This is a genomic window from Megasphaera micronuciformis F0359 (assembly GCF_000165735.1).
GTDB lineage: Bacteria > Bacillota > Negativicutes > Veillonellales > Megasphaeraceae > Megasphaera > Megasphaera micronuciformis.
In genome coordinates this window covers 849,297-868,672 of sequence record NZ_GL538208.1, presented here as the reverse complement: position 1 = coordinate 868,672, position 19,376 = coordinate 849,297, and the positions used below count along the sequence as shown (strand labels likewise).

The 19,376-nt window shown below is 47.2% G+C and carries 17 protein-coding genes and 5 tRNA genes; 19 read left to right on the top strand and 3 right to left on the bottom strand.

Features of this window, described 5'->3' with window-relative positions; translation table 11 throughout:
* The first annotated feature begins 9 nt into the window (after positions 1-9).
* From rfaE1 to HMPREF9429_RS07865, 6 genes are all read left to right on the top strand, one after another.
* A complete protein-coding gene (rfaE1, locus tag HMPREF9429_RS07890) occupies positions 10-1,500 on the top strand; it encodes a D-glycero-beta-D-manno-heptose-7-phosphate kinase (RefSeq protein WP_006942946.1) in 1,491 nt (496 codons plus the stop codon).
* On the top strand, positions 1,497-2,462 hold the full coding sequence (rfaD, locus tag HMPREF9429_RS07885) for an ADP-glyceromanno-heptose 6-epimerase (protein WP_006942945.1): 966 nt from the start codon (positions 1,497-1,499) through the stop codon (positions 2,460-2,462). Before rfaE1 ends, rfaD begins: the two co-directional genes overlap by 4 nt.
* Positions 2,462-2,980, top strand: a complete 519-nt coding sequence (locus HMPREF9429_RS07880) for a D-glycero-alpha-D-manno-heptose-1,7-bisphosphate 7-phosphatase (protein ID WP_006942943.1) — start codon at positions 2,462-2,464, stop codon at positions 2,978-2,980. Before rfaD ends, HMPREF9429_RS07880 begins: the two co-directional genes overlap by 1 nt.
* A complete protein-coding gene (locus tag HMPREF9429_RS07875) occupies positions 2,967-4,025 on the top strand; it encodes a glycosyltransferase family 9 protein (protein WP_006942942.1) in 1,059 nt (352 codons plus the stop codon). The genes HMPREF9429_RS07880 and HMPREF9429_RS07875 overlap by 14 nt, the downstream gene beginning before the upstream one ends.
* Entirely contained in the window at positions 4,009-5,049 is a 1,041-nt protein-coding gene (locus HMPREF9429_RS07870) for a glycosyltransferase family 9 protein (RefSeq protein ID WP_006942941.1), read from the top strand. Before HMPREF9429_RS07875 ends, HMPREF9429_RS07870 begins: the two co-directional genes overlap by 17 nt.
* Positions 5,050-5,136: 87 nt before the next feature.
* Positions 5,137-5,730, top strand: coding sequence for an outer membrane beta-barrel protein (locus HMPREF9429_RS07865; RefSeq protein WP_006942940.1), 594 nt, complete (start codon positions 5,137-5,139; stop codon positions 5,728-5,730).
* 698 nt (positions 5,731-6,428) lie between these two features.
* Here HMPREF9429_RS07865 and HMPREF9429_RS07860 read toward each other — a convergent pair.
* Genes HMPREF9429_RS07860 through metF form a run of 3 tightly spaced genes read right to left on the bottom strand, consistent with a single transcriptional unit; the run spans position 6,429 to position 10,607 of the window.
* Positions 6,429-8,948 (bottom strand): homocysteine S-methyltransferase family protein, encoded by a 2,520-nt coding sequence (locus HMPREF9429_RS07860; protein WP_006942939.1) that lies wholly within the window; start codon positions 8,946-8,948, stop codon positions 6,429-6,431.
* Between the two features lie 31 nt (positions 8,949-8,979).
* Positions 8,980-9,714: a vitamin B12 dependent-methionine synthase activation domain-containing protein gene (locus HMPREF9429_RS07855; RefSeq protein ID WP_006942938.1), complete on the bottom strand. Its 735-nt coding sequence runs from the start codon at positions 9,712-9,714 to the stop codon at positions 8,980-8,982.
* 14 nt (positions 9,715-9,728) lie between these two features.
* Complete coding sequence (gene metF / locus HMPREF9429_RS07850) at positions 9,729-10,607, bottom strand: methylenetetrahydrofolate reductase [NAD(P)H] (protein ID WP_006942937.1); 879 nt, start codon at positions 10,605-10,607, stop codon at positions 9,729-9,731.
* A 292-nt stretch (positions 10,608-10,899) separates the two neighbouring features.
* Between metF and HMPREF9429_RS07845 the strand changes: the two genes are divergently transcribed.
* The 13 genes from HMPREF9429_RS07845 to HMPREF9429_RS07785 all read left to right on the top strand — a co-directional run bounded on the left by HMPREF9429_RS07845 (position 10,900) and on the right by HMPREF9429_RS07785 (position 19,366).
* A tRNA-Asp gene (locus HMPREF9429_RS07845) sits at positions 10,900-10,975 on the top strand.
* A 5-nt stretch (positions 10,976-10,980) separates the two neighbouring features.
* A tRNA-Phe gene (locus tag HMPREF9429_RS07840) sits at positions 10,981-11,056 on the top strand.
* Between the two features lie 5 nt (positions 11,057-11,061).
* A tRNA-Gly gene (locus HMPREF9429_RS07835) sits at positions 11,062-11,136 on the top strand.
* A gap of 5 nt (positions 11,137-11,141) precedes the next feature.
* Positions 11,142-11,215 (top strand) — tRNA-Cys (locus tag HMPREF9429_RS07830).
* Between the two features lie 21 nt (positions 11,216-11,236).
* A tRNA-Leu gene (locus HMPREF9429_RS07825) sits at positions 11,237-11,325 on the top strand.
* 139 nt (positions 11,326-11,464) lie between these two features.
* On the top strand, positions 11,465-12,190 hold the full coding sequence (locus tag HMPREF9429_RS07820) for a segregation and condensation protein A (RefSeq protein WP_006942935.1): 726 nt from the start codon (positions 11,465-11,467) through the stop codon (positions 12,188-12,190).
* The gene (gene scpB / locus HMPREF9429_RS07815; RefSeq protein ID WP_071585518.1) at positions 12,168-12,776 is read left to right on the top strand and encodes an SMC-Scp complex subunit ScpB; all 609 of its coding nucleotides are present in this window, start codon (positions 12,168-12,170) and stop codon (positions 12,774-12,776) included. The genes HMPREF9429_RS07820 and scpB overlap by 23 nt, the downstream gene beginning before the upstream one ends.
* On the top strand, positions 12,745-13,464 hold the full coding sequence (locus HMPREF9429_RS07810; RefSeq protein WP_071585517.1) for a pseudouridine synthase: 720 nt from the start codon (positions 12,745-12,747) through the stop codon (positions 13,462-13,464). The genes scpB and HMPREF9429_RS07810 overlap by 32 nt, the downstream gene beginning before the upstream one ends.
* Positions 13,465-13,475: 11 nt before the next feature.
* Positions 13,476-14,714, top strand: a complete 1,239-nt coding sequence (locus tag HMPREF9429_RS07805; RefSeq protein ID WP_006942913.1) for a BaiN/RdsA family NAD(P)/FAD-dependent oxidoreductase — start codon at positions 13,476-13,478, stop codon at positions 14,712-14,714.
* 3 nt (positions 14,715-14,717) lie between these two features.
* Positions 14,718-15,386 carry a (d)CMP kinase gene (cmk, locus tag HMPREF9429_RS07800; RefSeq protein WP_006942911.1) on the top strand — a complete coding sequence of 223 codons (669 nt, stop codon included), beginning with the start codon at positions 14,718-14,720 and terminating at the stop codon, positions 15,384-15,386.
* Positions 15,383-15,994 (top strand): lysophospholipid acyltransferase family protein, encoded by a 612-nt coding sequence (locus HMPREF9429_RS07795; protein WP_006942906.1) that lies wholly within the window; start codon positions 15,383-15,385, stop codon positions 15,992-15,994. The genes cmk and HMPREF9429_RS07795 overlap by 4 nt, the downstream gene beginning before the upstream one ends.
* Positions 15,991-17,973, top strand: a complete 1,983-nt coding sequence (locus tag HMPREF9429_RS07790) for a bifunctional 4-hydroxy-3-methylbut-2-enyl diphosphate reductase/30S ribosomal protein S1 (RefSeq protein WP_006942905.1) — start codon at positions 15,991-15,993, stop codon at positions 17,971-17,973. The genes HMPREF9429_RS07795 and HMPREF9429_RS07790 overlap by 4 nt, the downstream gene beginning before the upstream one ends.
* 49 nt (positions 17,974-18,022) lie before the next feature.
* Complete coding sequence (locus HMPREF9429_RS07785; RefSeq protein ID WP_269479174.1) at positions 18,023-19,366, top strand: DUF512 domain-containing protein; 1,344 nt, start codon at positions 18,023-18,025, stop codon at positions 19,364-19,366.
* Positions 19,367-19,376 lie beyond the last annotated feature (10 nt).

Here is a 19,376-nt window from a genome sequence, read left to right as displayed (position 1 = left end):
GTATGGGAGGTGTTGAAAACGGAACGGTATATTGATAATTTTTTAAATAATCAACTGCCGCAACTGCGTATTGCCGTTGTGGGCGATGTTATGGTCGATCGCTATGTGTACGGTAAGGTAGAGCGAATTTCTCCCGAGGCGCCTGTGCCTATTAACAAGGTGGATCGTATGACATCCGTCCTTGGCGGGGCGGCCAATGTTGCGGCTAATCTGGCACATCTCGATTGCAATGTTTACTTGGCGGGTCTTATCGGTGACGATGCTAACGGCGGTCTTTTAAAGAGTCTTTTGGCGGAAGGCGGCATTGACAGTTCGGGATTGATTACGCGGGATGATCACGCAACGACGACGAAAATGCGTATCTTAGGAGCGAGACAGCAGATGGCCCGTCTCGATTTCGAAGAAATTACGAGTTTTACAGAACAGGAACGGGCTGAACTTCAGGGGTGGCTTGACGATCGTATCGCCGCAGGGCTGGACGGCCTTGTTCTGTCGGATTATAACAAGGGCGTATTGACGGATGAAGTGGCAAAAATGCTTATTTCAGGAGCCAATAAGGCTAAAATCCCCGTTCTCGTTGACCCGAAAGGAAGCGACTGGACAAAATATAGCGGGGCAGATTTCGTAACGCCTAACATGAAAGAACTGTCTCAATGTATCGGCTATGATGTGCCTAATGATACGGAAGCGGTTGTAGAAGCTGCTCATAAGGTGCTGGGGCGTTATAATTTCGGCAACCTTATGATTACTCGTTCAGAAATGGGGATTACCCTGGTCAGCAAGGACGGTAAGGTATGGAATAACCCGGCTACCTCTCAGGAAGTCTTCGATGTATCCGGTGCCGGAGATACGGTAGCGGCAGCGTTTATAGCAGCCGTGGGAGGCAAGTTGTCCATCCGTACGGCTCTTAATATAGCCAATGCGGCGGCGGGAATTGTAGTTGCCAAGGTTGGCACTTATCCTGTACACAGACGAGAACTTTCGGAACTCTGGTCACATCGTCAGCAGTATATCCACAGAGAACCGTATCGCTCCTTGACGATTCAGGATATGGCGGTTCGCGTGCGCATGTGGCAAGATAAGGGAGAAACTGTTGTCTTTACAAACGGAGTCTTTGATATCTTACATCGCGGACACGTTCTCTACTTGCAGCAGGCGGCAACTTTGGGACAGCATCTCATTGTGGGACTGAATTCCGACGCGTCATGCAGACGGCTGAAGGGGGAAACGCGGCCTTTAAACCGTCAAGAAGATAGGGCTCTTCTTCTCAGTGCCTTGGCTTGTGTTGATGATGTGGTTGTTTTTGATGAGGACACGCCGAAAGAATTGCTTTCCGTACTGCGTCCGGATATTTTAGTCAAAGGCGGAGACTATAAGTTGGAAGATATTGTCGGTCGTGAATATGCGGATCGGACGGAAGTCATTCGGTTTGAAGACGGATATTCGACGACCGGGTTGATTGAAAAGATTGGCGACTTGGTAAAGAAGGGGAAACTATGATTATCGTAACAGGCGGTGCCGGCTTTATAGGCAGTAATATTGTAAAGAAACTCAACGAACGGGGGATTGATGATATTCTCGTCGTCGACGATTTGACGGACGGCCGTAAATGCCGGAACTTGCAAAGCCTTCAGTTTGCCGATTATATGGACTATGAAGACTTTGCGGATCTGATGGCCGACGGTTCCTTTGATTGCGGCCCCGTAGATGTCATCTTCCATGAAGGTGCTTGCTCGGATACGATGAACTATGACGGTCGCTATATGATGAAAAATAATTATGAAGGCAGTAAGGATATTCTGCACTATTGTTTGGAACGGAGGATTCCTTTGTTGTATGCCTCGTCGGCATCTACGTACGGCAGCGGTAAGAACGGCTTCCGTGAAGTTTCGGATTGTGAAGAAGCTCTAAACCCTTATGCTTTTTCAAAGTTACAGTTTGATCGCTATGTGCGACGCATCTTGCCTTATGCGCAAAGTCAGGTGGCAGGCTTCCGCTACTTCAATGTATTCGGCCCCCAGGAAAATCATAAGGATCGCATGGCTTCTCTTATTTTCCAGAAGTATCATGAATTAAAGGAGAAAGGGAAGATCACCTTATTTGAAGGGACGGCAGGATATGAAAATGGCGGTCAGATTCGTGACTTTATTTATGTCAATGATGTAGTAAAGGTCCTTTTCTATTTTTGGGAGTATCCCGAATTGTCGGGGATCTATAATTGCGGGACAGGTACGGGGCATACCTTTAATGAATTTGTTAAGGGGATTATTGATTATTGTGGTACGGGTAGCATTGAATATGTACCCTTCCCGGAAATTCTAAAAGGAAAGTATCAGAGCTTTACGACAGCCGACACGACAAAACTTACCGATGCCGGCTATGACAAAGGATTTACGCCCTTGGTTGACGCCGTAAAGGAATATTGCGAACTCTTGGATAAACACGACGGGTACTTTGCCTAATGAAAGCCGTCTTTTTCGATCGTGACGGTGTCATTAACGAAGATGCCGGTTATTTGTATAAACGTGAAGATTTTATTTGGACGGACGGGGCTAAGGACACGTTCGCTCACTTACATAACTTGGGCTATGCCGCTTTTGTCGTAACCAACCAAAGCGGCGTAGCCCGCGGCTATTATACGGAAGATGATGTGAACCGTCTACATCGTTGGATGTGCGAAGAAGTTGCCGAAGCCGGCGGAAAAATCGAAAAGGTTTATTATTGTCCCTACTTGGAAGGAGCAACTGTTGCCGCTTATGATCGTAAAAGTTCATGGCGCAAGCCCGAACCGGGTATGATTTTGCAGGCCTTTGCCGATTATGATATCGATAAGGAAAAATCCTTTCTCGTCGGCGACAGTCCGCGGGATATTGAGGCGGCTGAGCGTGCGGGACTGGACGGATACTTGTTCTCAGGCGGTTCGTTGAAAACCTTTGTCGACGGGATTCTGAAGGAGAGAAATGTAGATGGAGCCATATAAGAATATACTGATTATTAAAATGAGCTCCTTGGGAGACGTACTCCATGCACTTCCGACTCTGCATGCCTTGCGACAGAATTGTCCCCGGGCTCGTATTGTCTGGGCTGTACATGAGAATTTTTCCGCACTTTTACCGGAAAAGCCTTTTATTGACGACATTGTCTACGTGGATAAGAAGAAGCTGAAAAAGCTCTCCTATTGGTTTGAATTGAGAAAGACCTTGCATGCTTACCACTTCGATTTATCCATTGATTTGCAAGGCCTTGCTAAAAGTGCAATTGTGGCCTTTAACAGCGGAGCCCGTAAAAAGGTCGGTTATTGGGAAATGCGTGAAGGAAGTTGTCTTATCAGCAAAGGACTTAAAGGACCTCATGCATATGACCACGTTATTGAGCGATATCTCGATGTGGTCCGTTGTCTCGGTGGGACGGTCAATGATGTTGAGTTTCCCCTGGCCTCCATTGAAAAAGAACGAGTTGAAGTTGCCGCAAAATTAGCGACTCTTACGGGCGGCAAGCCTTACATCGTCGTAGTGCCGGGAACGCGCCGAGCTGTTAAGGAGTGGCCTGTAGATTATTGGGCGAATTTTGTTGCTCGCGTAGCCTATAGCGGTATGTATACGGTACTTCTCGGAAGTGCCGATGACGAGGAAAAAGGCCGACTTATATGCGAAGGCGTATGTTTCTACTGCAAGGAAGCGGGCGATTACGTTATCAATAAAATCGGATATACGAGCTTGAAAGAACTGACGGCTTATATTGAAGGAGCAACCCTTTTTGTCAGTGTTGACACGGGACCCTTACATATTGCCAATGCTTTAAAGAAAGAACTGATAGCTCTCTTCGGACCTACCAGTCCTGAGAGGACCGGGCCTTATGGCGGTAAAAACGGTGATTATATCCATCTCGTTGTTTCGCCCACATCGACGGCTACGACGGAGCATCCTGTGACGGATGACCCTGAATGTATGAAAGCCATTACAGTTGATTCCGTTTGGCAGACCTATGAAGAGGTTATGGAGAAACGCAATGATCGACTTAACTAATAAACGAATTATCGTTACTTATTTGATGCATCTGGGCGATGTTATTTTGATTACGCCCTTTTTGCATGTTCTACGTAAGAATGCACAGGGTTCGAAGATTACCTTGGTCGTTGATAAAAAGGTAGCCGATACGGTACGCTATAATCCCAATATTGATGAACTGGTAGAAGTGGATAAGAAGGGGGCCGACAATTCTGTCGGTGCCTTATGGAGAATCGGCAGAAAGTTGCACGGCAAAGACTATGATTTACTCATTAACCTGCATCCCAACGAACGGACGTCTTTTTTAGCTACTGCCGTAGGGGCTAAGGAATTTGTCGGCATGAGTCATTTTTTGTTTCGACCCTTTATGACGAAATATACGCGTCTGGATCGACTGCATTTGCATGCAGCCGACATGTACATAGATGTGTTGAAACAATTGGGCGTGACGGATACGGAAAATGAAGGACTGGAGTTTTTTACCTGCCCCGATTGGGAAAAGAAGGCCGAGACTTTTTATGTCAGCCACGGAATAGAAGCAGATACGCCGCTCATAGGCTTTAATATCGGCAGTGCCGTTGAACAAAAGCGTTGGCCGCCGAAACGTTTTGCCGCCGTAGCCGATTATTTTGCCTTACAGGGGTATACGTGCGTGTTTTTCGGCGGACCGACGGATGTGGATATGGTTCATGAGGCCGTATCCTTAATGGAATCACAGGCTCTCGTAGGGACGGGGAAATTCTCTATCGGTGAATTGGCGGCAGCTGTAGGACGGTGCAAACTTTTTATTACCAATGACAGCGGTCCCATGCACGTAGCCGTAGCTCGTAAAGTTCCCGTTGTAGCTCTATACGGACCGAGTAATCCCAAGTTTTACGGTCCTTATACGGATAAGGCTGTCGTTCTTGAGTCGACACAAGAATATGTAACGGGAAAAAGCATGAAAAAAATTATCCGCGAAGGAAAGTATAAAGGCATCAGTGTTATTACAGTGAAACAGGTTGTAGAAGCGGCTGAGACAATCTTGTGTTCATACCGATAATTGAAGTTTTTGGAGAAATCCCGTATAATACAGGTAATGTCACTTAAGATTATATAAGTGTACTTGATTTTTTGGAGGTGCAGAATTATGAAAAAGGTAATTACAGCGGCCTTGCTGGCTACTCTCGTATCGGCCGGCGCCATGGTATATGCAGCAGGTACTCCCGTTCAGAACCGCCAACAGGGCGATCTTAAAATCGATGTAAACTACGGTTTTGATCAGAAAATGGGTCATCGAGATGCAAAGACTCATTTCTCCGGCGGCGACGTAACCTATGTCTTGAATGACAAGGTAGACTTGCAGTACGATAACAACAATACGAAAGCAAGCCATAACGGTGACCGTGTAAACGAACATGCCGTTAGAGGTATTTACCATATTAACCCGTACATCTCCGCTTTCGGCGGCGTAACTCGTGTCAATACGAAGATGGCCGGTCACAGAGACCATGATTACGGCGGACAAATCGGCTTGGAAGGACAGGTTCCCGTAGCTGATAAGGTTACGGCGTTCGGTTCCGTAGGTATCGGTGATGATGTGAATACGTACGAAGTCGGCGTAGGCTACAACTTCAACGAAAACTTGGATGCACATGTTAAATATCGTCGTGACGACATTGACGTAAACAACTACGACAATGATGTTAAGGGTTGGCAGGTAGGCATGGGCTACAAGTTCTAATAAGTGAATAGAGAAATGAAAAAGGAGAGCCGAGAGGCTCTCCTTTTTGCGTTATATGTTAGTAGGACCAAATGAGGTGCCAGATAGCGTCTACAAATGTATCGGGCGGAACGGGGACTGTTTTCTGTGAATATGAGGAGTAAATTCGGCTATGTATGATATTGCCGGTCGCATCATAGAAGTTTTCACTCAAAAAGGTAAATGTATGCGGTGAATACGTAAGCCTTACTTGGCGAAGTGCATAGCTGCCATCAGTATTTATTGTTTTTACCCAGACGACAGCCTCATGATTGTTCTTTATTACAGAAGAATTATCAATGAAGAAAGAAATAGTATCGTCACCGGCCACATAATACCAATTGGCGGCGAAAGAAGGTATTACTGAACAGGAAAATAGGAACAATAAGGCTATTATGATTTTTCTCATCGTTTATGTACGACCTTTCAAAAAGATAGATTAAGAAAATCGTAACATAAAGTAGATTCATTATTCAAAACAATAAGCTTTGTATGCTTAAACAATATGGATTTATCTTAGTGAAGATGGTAAGGGAATAGGGGGTACGGATATAAACATAAAAATCACCGTTCAGTGTACGGCAAATGGGGTGCAATTCCCCAGGTCCGATTTGACTGAACGGTGATTCATCTTTTAAAAGTTTAGCAGATATTCAGAACATTTCAAGTTTCTACGGATCTTACATCAATCCCTGTTCCAAAAGTTCGTCGGCGTAGCGAACGGTGCTCATGGCGTCTTTTCCGTAGCAGTCGGCACCGATGGAATCGGCGTATTGCTTGGTCATGACGGCCCCGCCGACAATGACTTTGCAATCGGGCTTTTTTTCTCGTAAGAGGCGGATAGTTTCTTCCATGTTGACGACTGTCGTCGTCATGAGGGCCGACAGTCCGACCAGGCGAATGTCTTCTTTCACCGCTGTTTCGACGATTGTTTCAGGAGCGACGTCACGTCCCAAATCTACAGCCTGATAACCGTAGTTTTCTAAAAGGACTTTGACAATATTCTTGCCAATGTCGTGAATATCGCCCTTAACGGTAGCCAAGATGACCTTGCCCTTTGTTTCTTGAGGTGCATCCGTTAACGCTTCTTTTACGACGGCAAAGGCGGCCTTGGCCGCTTCGGCAGCCATTAAAAGCTGAGGCAGAAAGAGGGTTCCTTTTTCAAAGCCTTGCCCTACGTTGTCGAGGGCGGGAACGAGGTCTTCATTAATGATGTCCAAGGCATTTCGTGTCAAAAGCGCGTTGTGCGTTGCTTCGGCGGCAGGGCCGGCCATGCCGCGCTCTACGGCTTCCATCAACTTGTTACCGTAAGTTTCGTCTTTCGTTGCGTCAGGAGCGGAAGGAGTGTCCGTTTCTTTTTTTACATTTCTTATGTGAGACAGGTCGGCACCGTCCAAATCGAGGGCGCTTAAGACTTTGCGTTTATAGTCATCCACGGCTTTTTGCACCCGCTTGTCCGGTGTTTCGTAATTTTGATAAGCCGTAATGAAGTTTGTAAAGTTCGTATCCTTGCCCGATAAAGCACAGTAGGTACGATAAGCTTGCATCATAGCTTTGTTATTCGGGTTAATAATAGCCGATGAAAGACCGGCTTGCAGGGCCATGGCAAAGAAGTAAGAGTTTATGAGTTCACGGGCCGGTAAGCCGAAGGAAATATTGGAAACCCCGAGGATGGTGTTTCCGCCCAACTCGTCGTGAATGCGACGAATGGTTTCCAAGGTAACAAGGGCCGATTCGGGGTCTGCCGAAACGGTCATGCAGAGGCCGTCAATAATGACGTTCTCTTTGGCAATACCGTAGTCGGCGGCACGTTCATAGATTTTACGGGCTACGGCTACGCGGCCGTCTGCCGTATCGGCAATGCCGTCTTCGTCGAGGGCTAAGCCGATGACAACGCCGCCGTATTTCTTGACAAGCGGAAAGACGGCTTCCATCGTTTCTTCCTTGCCGTTGACGGAGTTAATCAGAGCTTTACCGTTGTACATGCGCAGGGCCTTTTCCATGGCTTCTACATTAGATGTATCGATTTGTAAGGGCAAGGGCAGAATGGACTGGAGTTTACCTACCACTTCCTGAATGAGTTCCACTTCGTCTACTTCGGGAGAACCGACGTTGACGTCCAGTGCATGGGCACCCGCTTTTTCCTGTTCCAAACCTTGGGAGATAATATAGTCGATGTCGTGATCAATCAGAGCCTGTTTGAAGCGCTTTTTGCCTGTCGGATTGATGCGTTCACCGATAATCAGAGGTTGAGCCTCATCGCCGATGAGGGATGTGCGTGAGAAAGAAGAAATGACTGTTTTATGCTTAGGAGTGGGCGGTATGAAAGGAATATCCTCCACTTCAGCGATAAGGGCTTGAATGTATTCGGGTGTCGTACCGCAACAACCGCCGACGGCGTGTGCACCCGCTTCGACAATGTCTTTCATTTCTTTGGCAAACTCATGAGCATCGACGTTATAAACCGTTTGACCGTCAATTGATTCGGGTAAGCCCGCATTGGGATTGACGAGGACGGGGACGGAAGCGGCGGCTACAAACCTTTTTACGGTAGAAAGCATAGCTGCAGGACCTAGGGAACAGTTCGTACCGATGCCGTCTACCCCGAGTCCTTCCGCCATGGCGACCATCGATTCGGGCGTCCCGCCGGTGAGCATCTTGCCGCCTTCATCAAAGACGCAGGTTAAAAGGACGGGCAGGTCACTGTTTTCTTTGGCAGCCAGTAAGGCGGCCTTGGCTTCGTACGAGTCATTCATCGTTTCAATCAGAATGAGGTCGGCTTCTTCGCGGACGCCTATTTTAACCAAGTCGGCAAAAATATCTACAGCTTCTTCAAAAGGCAGATCCCCCATCGGTTCGAGAAGTTTTCCCGTAGGACCGATGTCAAGGGCTACATAGGCGTCATCTTCGCGATTAGCAAGGCGGCGAGCTTCCTTGGCCAGACGGATAGAAGCCGTAACGATATCGTCCAGATTATCCGGGTATTTCAGGCGATTGGCGCCGAAGGTATTCGTGTTAAAAATATGGCAGCCTGAATCCAAGTATTGTTTATGTAAGTCTATAATGACATCGGCGCGGGTTAAGTTCCACGTTTCAGGCAATTCACCGGGTTTGAGGCCGGCGGCTTGTAAGAGAGAACCGGTCCCGCCGTCGAAGAACAGACGTTCCTTGCCGAGGCGTTTTCTTAAATCTTGTCTCATTTATAATTCTCCTAAACAGGTTAATTTCATGTTAAAGTCGGAATTCACAGTCACCTTTTGTGCAAAAGCGGCATTTTTCGACATTCGTATTTTCAGTTTCTTGTGTTGATACGCCGGCTCCGGGTCTCGTAGCTTCCCAAGGATTCACTACGTCGGCTAAGTATACGGATTCGTCCTTTACGGGTGTTTCTTTCGTACAGCCTATAAAGGCTGTAACCGATTTGGACGGCACCATGAGAAGAGTGTTCGTCAAGGTTATGCCGCAGGTCTTGGGAAGTTGCAGAATGCGTGAAAAGTCGCGCTGCAAGTCTATGGGCAGGTCTCCGTAGCCCGGTGAGAAGCGAGGACGAAGTTTGTACCCTTCCGCCGCAGCCTGAATTTTCAGCTTTGTATTCAGCTCGTCTACGTAAGCTTCTATCATTTCCGCACCGGCAGCCTGGTAGATGAGGGCATCAATCATGCCGCCCACTTCGCCCCGCTTAATGAGGCGGTCGATTCCGATACCGACTGTAGCGGCAAAAAGGTATACATAGTCGCAGCCGCTAAGGTTCTTATACAAATGTTTGGAGTAAATGGTAAGACCGGCCGTTTCCACCGTATTCGGTGCTGTTATCGTGACGGGAAAGCGTTTGTGTGTAGTGCGAAAAACCGCGGCTCGTTCCATTTCCTCCACACAGGTTTCCACCCGTTGCACCATATCTTCAGGAGGTTGTGTATTACGAAAGCCGAGGTAGCGATAAATTTCTTTTCGTCGTAATGTAACCATAAATTCTTCAATCCTTATTTAGAATTCAAGTAATCGAGAACAGGGCGAATATTTTCAGAAATAGCCTTGGCCACGTCCGGTTTGTTCATGGCAAAAACATGAACGTTTCTGACGCCGTTAGCATACAGGTCCAGAATTTGTTCCGTAGCATAGGCAATGCCGGCCTGTTTCATAGCTTCGGGAGAATCTCCGTAGGCATCGACCATGGCAATGTAACGAGCAGGGACAGCGGTACCGGACATAGCAAGAGATCGGGTCAGAATGCGTTTGTTTGTAATAGGCATAATACCTGCCAAAACGGGTACGTCTATGCCGGCGGCATGGAGTCTGTTGAGGTAGGAGTAGAAAAGGGAATTGTCAAAAAACATTTGTGTAGACAAGAACTGCGCTCCCGCATCTACTTTGCGTCTTATATTTTCAATATCGGCTGCCAAGGAAGGCGATTCGGGATGGCCTTCAGGATAGCAGGCACCGCCCAGAGCCATAGAGGAGTCGAAGCTTTTGATCTGCTTCATTAAATCCGTAGCATGTTCAAAGTCGTTTTTTCTAGTACCGTCGGCGGGAACGTCACCGCGCAAAGCCATAATTGTTTCAAAGCCCGCTTCTTTATAGTCTTGCAAGGTTTCGGTTACCTTTTCCTTCGTACTGGACAGGCAGGTGAGATGCGGCATTACTTCCACACCGTAAGTCTTTTTGACGGCTGAAGCGATGTGTACCGTAAAATCCGACGTACCGCCGCCGGCCCCGTAGGTAACGGACATAAAATCAGGATGCAATGCGGCAATAGCTTCGGCAGCTGCCAAGGCTGTCGGGACGGCATCGGCTGTTTTGGGAGGAAATACTTCAAAAGACAATGTTACTCGTTTATTTTTTAAGATATCGATAATTTTCATAAGAAAAGCCCCTTTGTCGATTTATTCGGATTGGGCGTGGTGAAAGATTACAGCCCATTCATTCAGAAAATACATGTGTTTATTATAACAGGTATCGAAAAGGTATAACAGATAATATAAAGGTATTTTAGGGGACAAGTTAATTTATAAAACAATGATTTATAGTATATAATAAAGACAATAGGGGAGATAAACTTGTTGAAAGATTCATGGGCAAAAACTATTGCCAAATAAAAGCCTTCATGCTATAATTCTTTTTGTTCGGACTGTTTACCGATTCCGAACGATATACGGCCTCGTGGTGTAGCGGTTAACATGTCGCCCTGTCACGGCGAAGATCGTCGGTTCAAATCCGATCGAGGTCGCCATTTTTGCTCAGGTAGCTCAGTCGGTAGAGCAGGGGACTGAAAATCCCCGTGTCGGCGGTTCAATTCCGTCCCTGAGCACCACATATGCGGAAGTAGCTCAGTGGTAGAGCACCACCTTGCCAAGGTGGGGGTCGCGAGTTCGAGCCTCGTTTTCCGCTCCATATACGGCGGCATAGCCAAGCGGTAAGGCAGAGGTCTGCAAAACCTTCATCCCCAGTTCGATTCTGGGTGCCGCCTCCATAAGCTTCTAAAGTTTGTCATGCCGAGGTGGCGGAACTGGCAGACGCAACGGACTTAAAATCCGTCGGATAGCAATATCCGTACCGGTTCGATTCCGGTCCCCGGCACCAATAAGGAAGCGAAAGACAGCCGGTCCGGATATTTCCGGACCGGCTATCTTTTTGCATCGGAAGGAGTGTAACAGGATGAGATTTCCATTCTGTTGCACTCTTTTTAAGTTGTTTGAGCATATGAGCAAGGAAGACTGTTGTGGAAGAATATCGCTATAAGGTATCGGACTTTGAAGGTCCTTTAGATTTGTTATTGTATCTGATTGAAAAGAATAAAGTCGATATTTATCATATTCCCGTTGCGGAAATAGCCGACCAGTTTAATGAATATGTAGCACAAATTGATTTCTTTGATGTTAACTACGGCAGCAAATTTTTTCTCATGGCCGCCGCGTTGTTGCAAATCAAATCGCGACGCCTTTTACCGAAGGTCAATGCGACGGAAGCAGAGGAAGAAGAGGACGATCCGGAAGAAGTATTGGTACGACAACTTCTTGAGTATAAGCACATGAAGGAAGCTTCCTCCGTTATGGCCAAGTTGTGGGAAGAAAGAAGCCTTATGCTCAGTCGAAAAAGGACGCCCTTTGCATACGAACCGAAATTTTCGGGAACCCTTGAAAAAGAAGCTCTTTTTCGTGCTTTTCAAACGATTTGCAAGGCCGTAGCGGATAAGGAAGCGGCAGCAAAGCCGGTGCGAATTGAAAGAGAAATATACAGTGTCGATGAATGTATGAATCGTGTTGTCGATTATTTGCAAGAAGTAGGCGGCCCTGCGGCCGTGACTGCCGTGTTCAGCCGGTGTGAAAGTCGGTTGGAATTGGTCATCACGTTTTTGGCCGTACTTGAATTGTTAAAGACCGGTCGGTGTCGTACCGTCTCGGCAGGAGAGGAAGGAAACGCACTTGCCTTACAGTACATCCGTTAATGATGACGTTTTGTTGGAGGGGCTCCTTTTTTTAAGCGGTGGGCCTATGAGTGTTGCGGCTTTAAATAAGCACACGGGGTGGTCCAATGACCGGATCGAGACGGCAGCGGAAGTTCTTGAAGAGAGACTGGCGGCCACCGCAGGTGCCCTGGTTCTCTTACGTGTCGGTGGCGGTTATCAGTTGGCGACGCGCAAGGACTTGTATGAGGTTCTGCACTGGGAAAGGGAAAAAATTGATACTCTGTCGGCCATGGCTATGGAAGTATTGGCTATTATCGCCTTTAAACAGCCGGTGACTCGGGCGGATGTAGAGAAGATACGAGGGGTTTCATCGGAACGATTGATTTCCGCCTTGTTACAACAGAATCTGATTGTCGACTTAGGGAGAAAAGATAGTCCCGGTCGGCCGATTTTATACGGCACGTCTCCTTATTTTCTGGAATGTTTGGGTATCGACTCTGTCGATGATTTGGCGGAACGCATGCCGAAAGAGGTAGAACCTGAAGGGGAGATTACGGAGTCCGAGGCCTTGCCGCCGGATGAGGAGGAACATGATGACAGAACGCTTACAAAAGATAATGAGTAATTGCGGGGTCGCTTCGCGAAGAGCGTCGGAAGAAATGATAGCAGCCGGTCGTGTACGCGTAAACGGTGTGATTGTAAAAACGCCGGGCGTCAAGGTGGACTTGCAAAAGGATATTATTGTCGTAGACGGGAAACGACTGGAAAAACCGGCTAAGCAATATTATCTTTTTAATAAGCCCAAAGGGGTTCTGACAACGGTTAAAGACGATAGAGAAAGAAATACGGTTATGGACTATTTTAAGAACGTAAAAGACCGTATTTACCCTGTAGGTAGACTCGATCAGAACACGGAAGGGTTACTGATAATGACCAATGACGGCGCCTTGGCCAATATTCTGATGCACCCCAGTAAGTTGGTAGACAAGACATACAATGTACGCATTAAAGGACGGATTACGGATGCCGTATTGGAAAAGCTTGCACAAGGAGTACCCTTGAAAGACGGAATGACGGCTCCGGCAGTTGTTGTCTATGTAGGGTATGACGGGGCGACGAATATAACGGAAGTTGAAATTACCATTCATGAAGGGCGGAATCGACAGGTTCGACGTATGTTCGAATACTTCGGTTTCCAGGTACATAATTTGCGGCGCACACAATATGCTTTCCTTACGCTCAGCGGGGTCAAACGCGGTGCTTACCGCCGTCTGACCCGTGAAGAAGTGGCCGGATTATATAAGTATAAATAAGGGGATTATTTATGAATTCCGTAGGAATTATCGGTGCCGGCGCAGCCGGGATTATGGCTGCTCTGGCAGCTGCCGAAGCGGGTGCCGATGTATCATTGTTTGAAAAAAACAATATTGTGGGAAAGAAAATGGGGATTACGGGCAAGGGCCGCTGTAACTTGACGAATGCGGCTCCTATTACCGACTTCATAGGTTCTACGCCGGGAAACGGTAAGTTTTTGTACAGCGTTTACCAACGTTTTACAAATGAAGATTTACTGGAATGCCTGCATTCGTGGGGCCTGGAAACCAAGGTGGAACGGGGCGGTCGCGTATTTCCTCAATCGGACAGTGCCGTAGAAGTACGCAAACTCCTGTATTTTAAATTGAAGGACTTCGGTGTACACTTACATTTAGAAGAAGGTGTTACGGCCGTAGCCGTTCATGACGGTCGCCCCCGTATCACTACCGCTAAAGGCCGGTATTTTTTTGATAAACTCATTATTGCTACGGGCGGTATGTCTTATCCCGTTACGGGGTCTACCGGGGACGGTTATACTTTTGCGGCCGGTCTGGGACACACGATTCATGAACCTAGACCTTCGCTTATACCCTTCGTTTCGCCCGATACATGGGTACATGAACTGACAGGTCTGGCATTGAAAAATGTAGATGTTACCCTGTGGAAGGGGAAGAAGAAAATCGCATCCCGTTTCGGAGAAATGCTTTTTACGCACTTCGGTATATCCGGCCCCGCCGTTTTAATGCTCAGTACGGCGGCTGTTCACAGTAAAAAAGCCGTTTATCCAATGGAAGTCGTTATTAATTTAAAGCCGGCTTTATCGGAAGAAAAGTTGTATAAGCGGTTGGAGAGAGATTTTGAGTTGTACGACCGTAAACAGGCGGAAAACGCCATGAAGGATTTATTGCCGAAACGGCTGATTCCCGCTGTTTTGCGCCAGGCGGAAGTGGCGGCGGATGCACCGGTTCACACCCTGTCGGCAGCGGCTCGCTTACGGATTGTTCAGGCTTTGCAAAATTTGCAACTTACCGTTACGGGGGTACGACCCTTGGCGGAAGCTATCGTGACGGCCGGCGGTGTGTCGGTCAGGGAAATCAATCCTAAGACGATGGAATCCAAGATGGTTCCCAATATATATTTTGCCGGAGAAGTTACGGATATCGATGCTTATACGGGCGGATATAATCTGCAGGCCGCTTTTTCTACCGGTTATGCAGCCGGCGTAGAAGCGGCCGGAGGGAGTGAATAGGAAATGAAAAAAATCAGTGTCGCCATAGACGGTCCGGCAGGGGCGGGTAAGAGCAGTGTTGCCAAAGCAGTAGCCAAGCGGGCGGGATACTTATATTTGGATACGGGTGCTATGTACAGAGCTTTGACATGGGCCGTTTTACAGGCCAACGTCGATTTGGCGGATGAAAAAGCTTTAAAGAGCCTTATCAATACAGCAGATATATATATGGAGCCGGGCGAAACGGATCGGGTATTTGTAAACGGTACGGATGTAACGGCGCCTATTCGCAGTGCCGAAGTGACCGGACATGTATCGGCGGTAGCGGCCTTGCCGGCTGTAAGGGAAAAGCTGGTGGATTTACAGCGGCAGATTGCCGCCCGCGGCGGTGTCATTTTAGACGGACGGGATATCGGAACCGTCGTTTTGCCGAAGGCGGAGCTTAAGGTTTTTTTAACGGCTTCCGTTGAAGCTCGTGCGGCAAGACGTTGTGCTCAGTTGGCGGAAAAAGGTGAAAATGTATCGCTTGAAAAGGTCAAGGCCGATATTACGGCACGTGACAAGGCCGATAGTGAACGCCGTGTTTCACCCCTGCGCGAAGCCGATGATGCGGTACATGTGGACAACAGCCGGTTGACGGCCGAAGAAACGGCCGATCTTTTATATAAACTTATAAAGGAAAGGGAAATATGAAAGCTTTCTGGTATTCCGTAATACGCCATATTTTTAATATTATTACATACGGTTTGTTTCGTATGAAGGTATACGGCCGTGAACGTATACCTGAAAAAGGGGCTTTTATTGTAGCGGCCAACCATGCGAGTTATTTTGATCCGCCTTTACTGGGGACCGCCATGAGTACAAGACTTATTCATTTTATGGCCAAGGAAGAATTGTTTAAAAACCCCCTTATGGGGCGATTTCTGAGATATGTCCATACATTTCCCGTACGTCGCGGTCATTTGGATCGAAAGGCTATTATCGAGGCCATGCGTGTGCTTCGGGACGGACATGTGCTCGGTATTTATCCTGAAGGAACGACTCAAAACTCGGGAAAACTCGGACGTTTTCACGAAGGGATGGCGGCCATGGCTTTGCGAGCCAAGGCACCTATCTTACCGGCAGCCATTACCAATTCTCGTACCTTGCCGAAAAAAAGCGGCCCCGTGTGTGTGGCATTCGGAGAACTCATAATGCCTGAAGGAGATGCATCGAATAAGGATGACGTAGCGGCATTGACTGAAGCCGTACGTAATTCCGTAGCCGCTCTTTTGGACGAATACGGAGGCGAAAGCCGATGAGAGTGCATATAGCCGAAGCTTGCGGCTTTTGCTACGGCGTCAGACGAGCCGTAGAATTGGCATCGACAGCTGAAAAAGGAACACATACCCTGGGGCCAATAATACATAATCCGCAATTAGTGAATTCTCTAAGCGCAAGAGGTGTTTCTCCGGTGGACAGTTTACAAGATGTGGCAGACGGTTCGAAAGTGCTCATCAGGTCACACGGTGTCGGACCTCACGTCTATGAAGAAGCGGAAGCCAAGCATCTCGATGTAGTGGACGCAACATGCCCCCATGTAAAAAAGGCACAACAAGATGCCCGAAAAGTCATAAATGATAAAAAAGCATTGATAATAGTAGGTGAAAAGGACCATCCTGAAGTAATTAGCATTTCACAATGGGGGTGCAATCGTGCTATTATTATAGATAAGGTTGAAGAAGCGAAAGAAATTCCCTATTGTGAGCATATGGGAGTTGTAGTGCAGACAACGTTTTCTCAGTCGCGGTTTAAACAGATAGAGTCTGTATTGGCCGAGAAGACGGATGACTTGGATGTGTACATGACTATCTGCACGGCTACGCGGCAGCGGCAGGAGGCGGCTGTCGAATTGGCGAAAAAAGTGGATGCCATGATCGTTATCGGCGGCAAAAACAGTGCCAATACGGGCCGGTTAGCACAGGTGTGTGCCGAACAAGGGTGTCCTACATATCATGTCGAAACGGCATCCGAATTGAATGTGGCTGATTTTCGAGGTATGAGCGACATTGGCGTTACTGCCGGTGCTTCAACACCGGATTGGATAATACAGGAGGTTGTTAAGATGATGGAAGATTTGCAAGCTGAAGGCACAGAGGTAATGAGTGAAGAGTTATTGGATCAGTACGACTACGAAGAAAATCCTAAGAAGGGCGACGTGGTAACCGGTACGGTTATTTCTGTGAATGATGATGCGGCCTATGTTTCCATCGGTACGAAAGCCGAAGCCGTTTTGCCTAAGAAGGAAATGGCTGTTCCGGCTCCCGAAAAGGCGAGCGATTTCGTTCAAGTCGGGCAAGAACTGACTGTAGAAATTGCTAACAACATCAAAGAAGAAGGATCGATTGTCGTATCTCTCGTACGCATGAAGAAAGTCGAAGATTGGAAAGAAGTACGTGCCGCATTCGAAGCGGATGAACTTGTCGAATGCGTAGGTAAAGAAACGAACAAAGCCGGTCTTGTCGTAGCTATCAAATCGTTGCGCGGCTTTATTCCCCTTTCGCAAGGTGATGTTCGTTTTGTTAAGTCCCTGGACTACCTCGTAGGCGAAACCTTTACGGTTAAGGTTATCGATATGGATGAACACAAAAATCGTCTCGTCCTTTCCCGTAAGGCCGTTCTTGAAGTAGAGAGAGAAAAGAAACGCGCTGAAGTATTGAAAACCATTGAAGAAGGTTCGGTTGTAGAAGGTACGGTTGTTAAAGTTATGCCCTACGGTGCATTTATCGACTTGGGCGGTGTAGAAGGGTTACTCCACATTTCCGATATTTCGTGGAAACGTATTAATGCCGTAGAAGATGTGTTGGAAGTAGGCGAAAAAGTGGAAGTTCTCGTTCAGAAATTCGACGAAGAACGCAACCGTATTTCTCTTTCTATGAAAGCTTTGCAGAAGAACCCCTGGATTGTGGCTGTTGAAAAATTCGAAGTGGGCGATGTGGTTAAAGGGGAAGTTAAGAAGTTGTTACCCTTCGGTGCTATTCTTGCCATTGACCCGGAATTGCAAGGCCTTCTCCATGTTTCGGAACTGACGGATAAACGCGGAGCCGTTGTTAAAGATTTGATTGCAGTCGGCGATGTGCTGGATGTAAAGATTATCGGTATCGATACGGATAAGAAGAAAATTTCCTTGAGCGTTGTTGCCATCGAAGAAGATGAAACGGCTCGTGAAATTAACGACTATCTGGAAAACCATCAGGAAACTGAAAACGGCACTATCGGAGATGCTGTAGAAGAAAACTAATAACGAAGCTGGAGGGTAATCGGCTGTACGATTACCCTCTTTTTCGTATCTGGGGGATTGTATGGAAAAGCAAGAGACAAAGGCCGTCATTGCCGCTATTGAAGAAGGCAGTAAGGCACAACGTCAGGGGTTGCACGTAGGCGATACAATTGTTTCCGTTAACGGACAAAAGGTGGAGGATCTGATTGATCTCAACTTTGCTCTTGCCGATGAAGAAGTGCGTCTTGTCGTAAAAGAAGGCGACACGCTGAAAGAGTGTTATTTCCAAAAGAGATTTGGGGAAGACATCGGCATTACGATGGAGTCGGCCGTATTCGACCATATTCGTCAGTGCCATAATAATTGTATATTTTGTTTTATTGCGCAAATGCCCAAAGGAATGAGACCGTCCTTATACGTGAAGGACGACGACTATCGCATGTCCTTTTTGACGGGCAGTTTTATCACCTTGTCCAATATGACGGAAGATGACTTGCGACGTATTGTACAATTCCATTTATCGCCTTTACACGTATCCGTCCATACGACGAACGGAGAGTTGCGCAAAAAGATGATGCGCCAAGAAAAGACGGGCGATATTCTTGAAAGACTGCGTCGTTTGACGGATAATGATATAGACTTGTATTGCCAAATCGTTCTCGTTCCGGGGTATAATGACGGCGACGAGTTCACGAAGACTTTGACGGATCTGTCCGGATTGGGATCGAATATTCTCGGCGTAGCCGTCGTGCCGTTGGGAACTACGAAGTTTCGTATGGACTGTGAAGAATTACAGCCTGTTACGCCTGAAATTGCCGCCGATATTATTAAGCGATCTCGCCCGTTTATAGATCAGGGACGCAAAGACGGTCGCGGCAGTTTTGTATATTTGGCTGACGAATTCTTTTTGAAAGCTTCGGTTCCCGTGCCGGACAATGAATATTATGACGGATACGGGCAGATAGAAGACGGCGTAGGCATGCTCCGCTTTTTTGAACAGGAGTGGCACGGTTGGAAGGGTGAAGTTCGAAAGTCATATGATAAGCCTTTGAAGCTGGCTCTTTTTACGGGGACCTTGGCATATGATTTTTTAAAAGAGCTGATTGCCGAAGTATCGGTAGAGAATCTGATCGTTCATGTGATTGCCGTAGAAAATCATTATTTCGGCACGCAAATTAATGTGGCCGGCTTACTGACGGCTCAAGATATGGAACGGGCTTTTAAGGAATTGGACGGAACGTATGACGGTCTGATTGTGCCCGGAACGGCATTGCGTAAGGGCGAAGATATTTTCTTGGACGACATCACGTTAAAAGAATTTTCGGCATCTGTCGGCGTGCCTGTCGAGGTCAGTGAGTTTGCTCCTCAGTTAAAGGAGTTACTCTATCATTGGCCTGCACAATATGATGAATAGAGGATAAGCA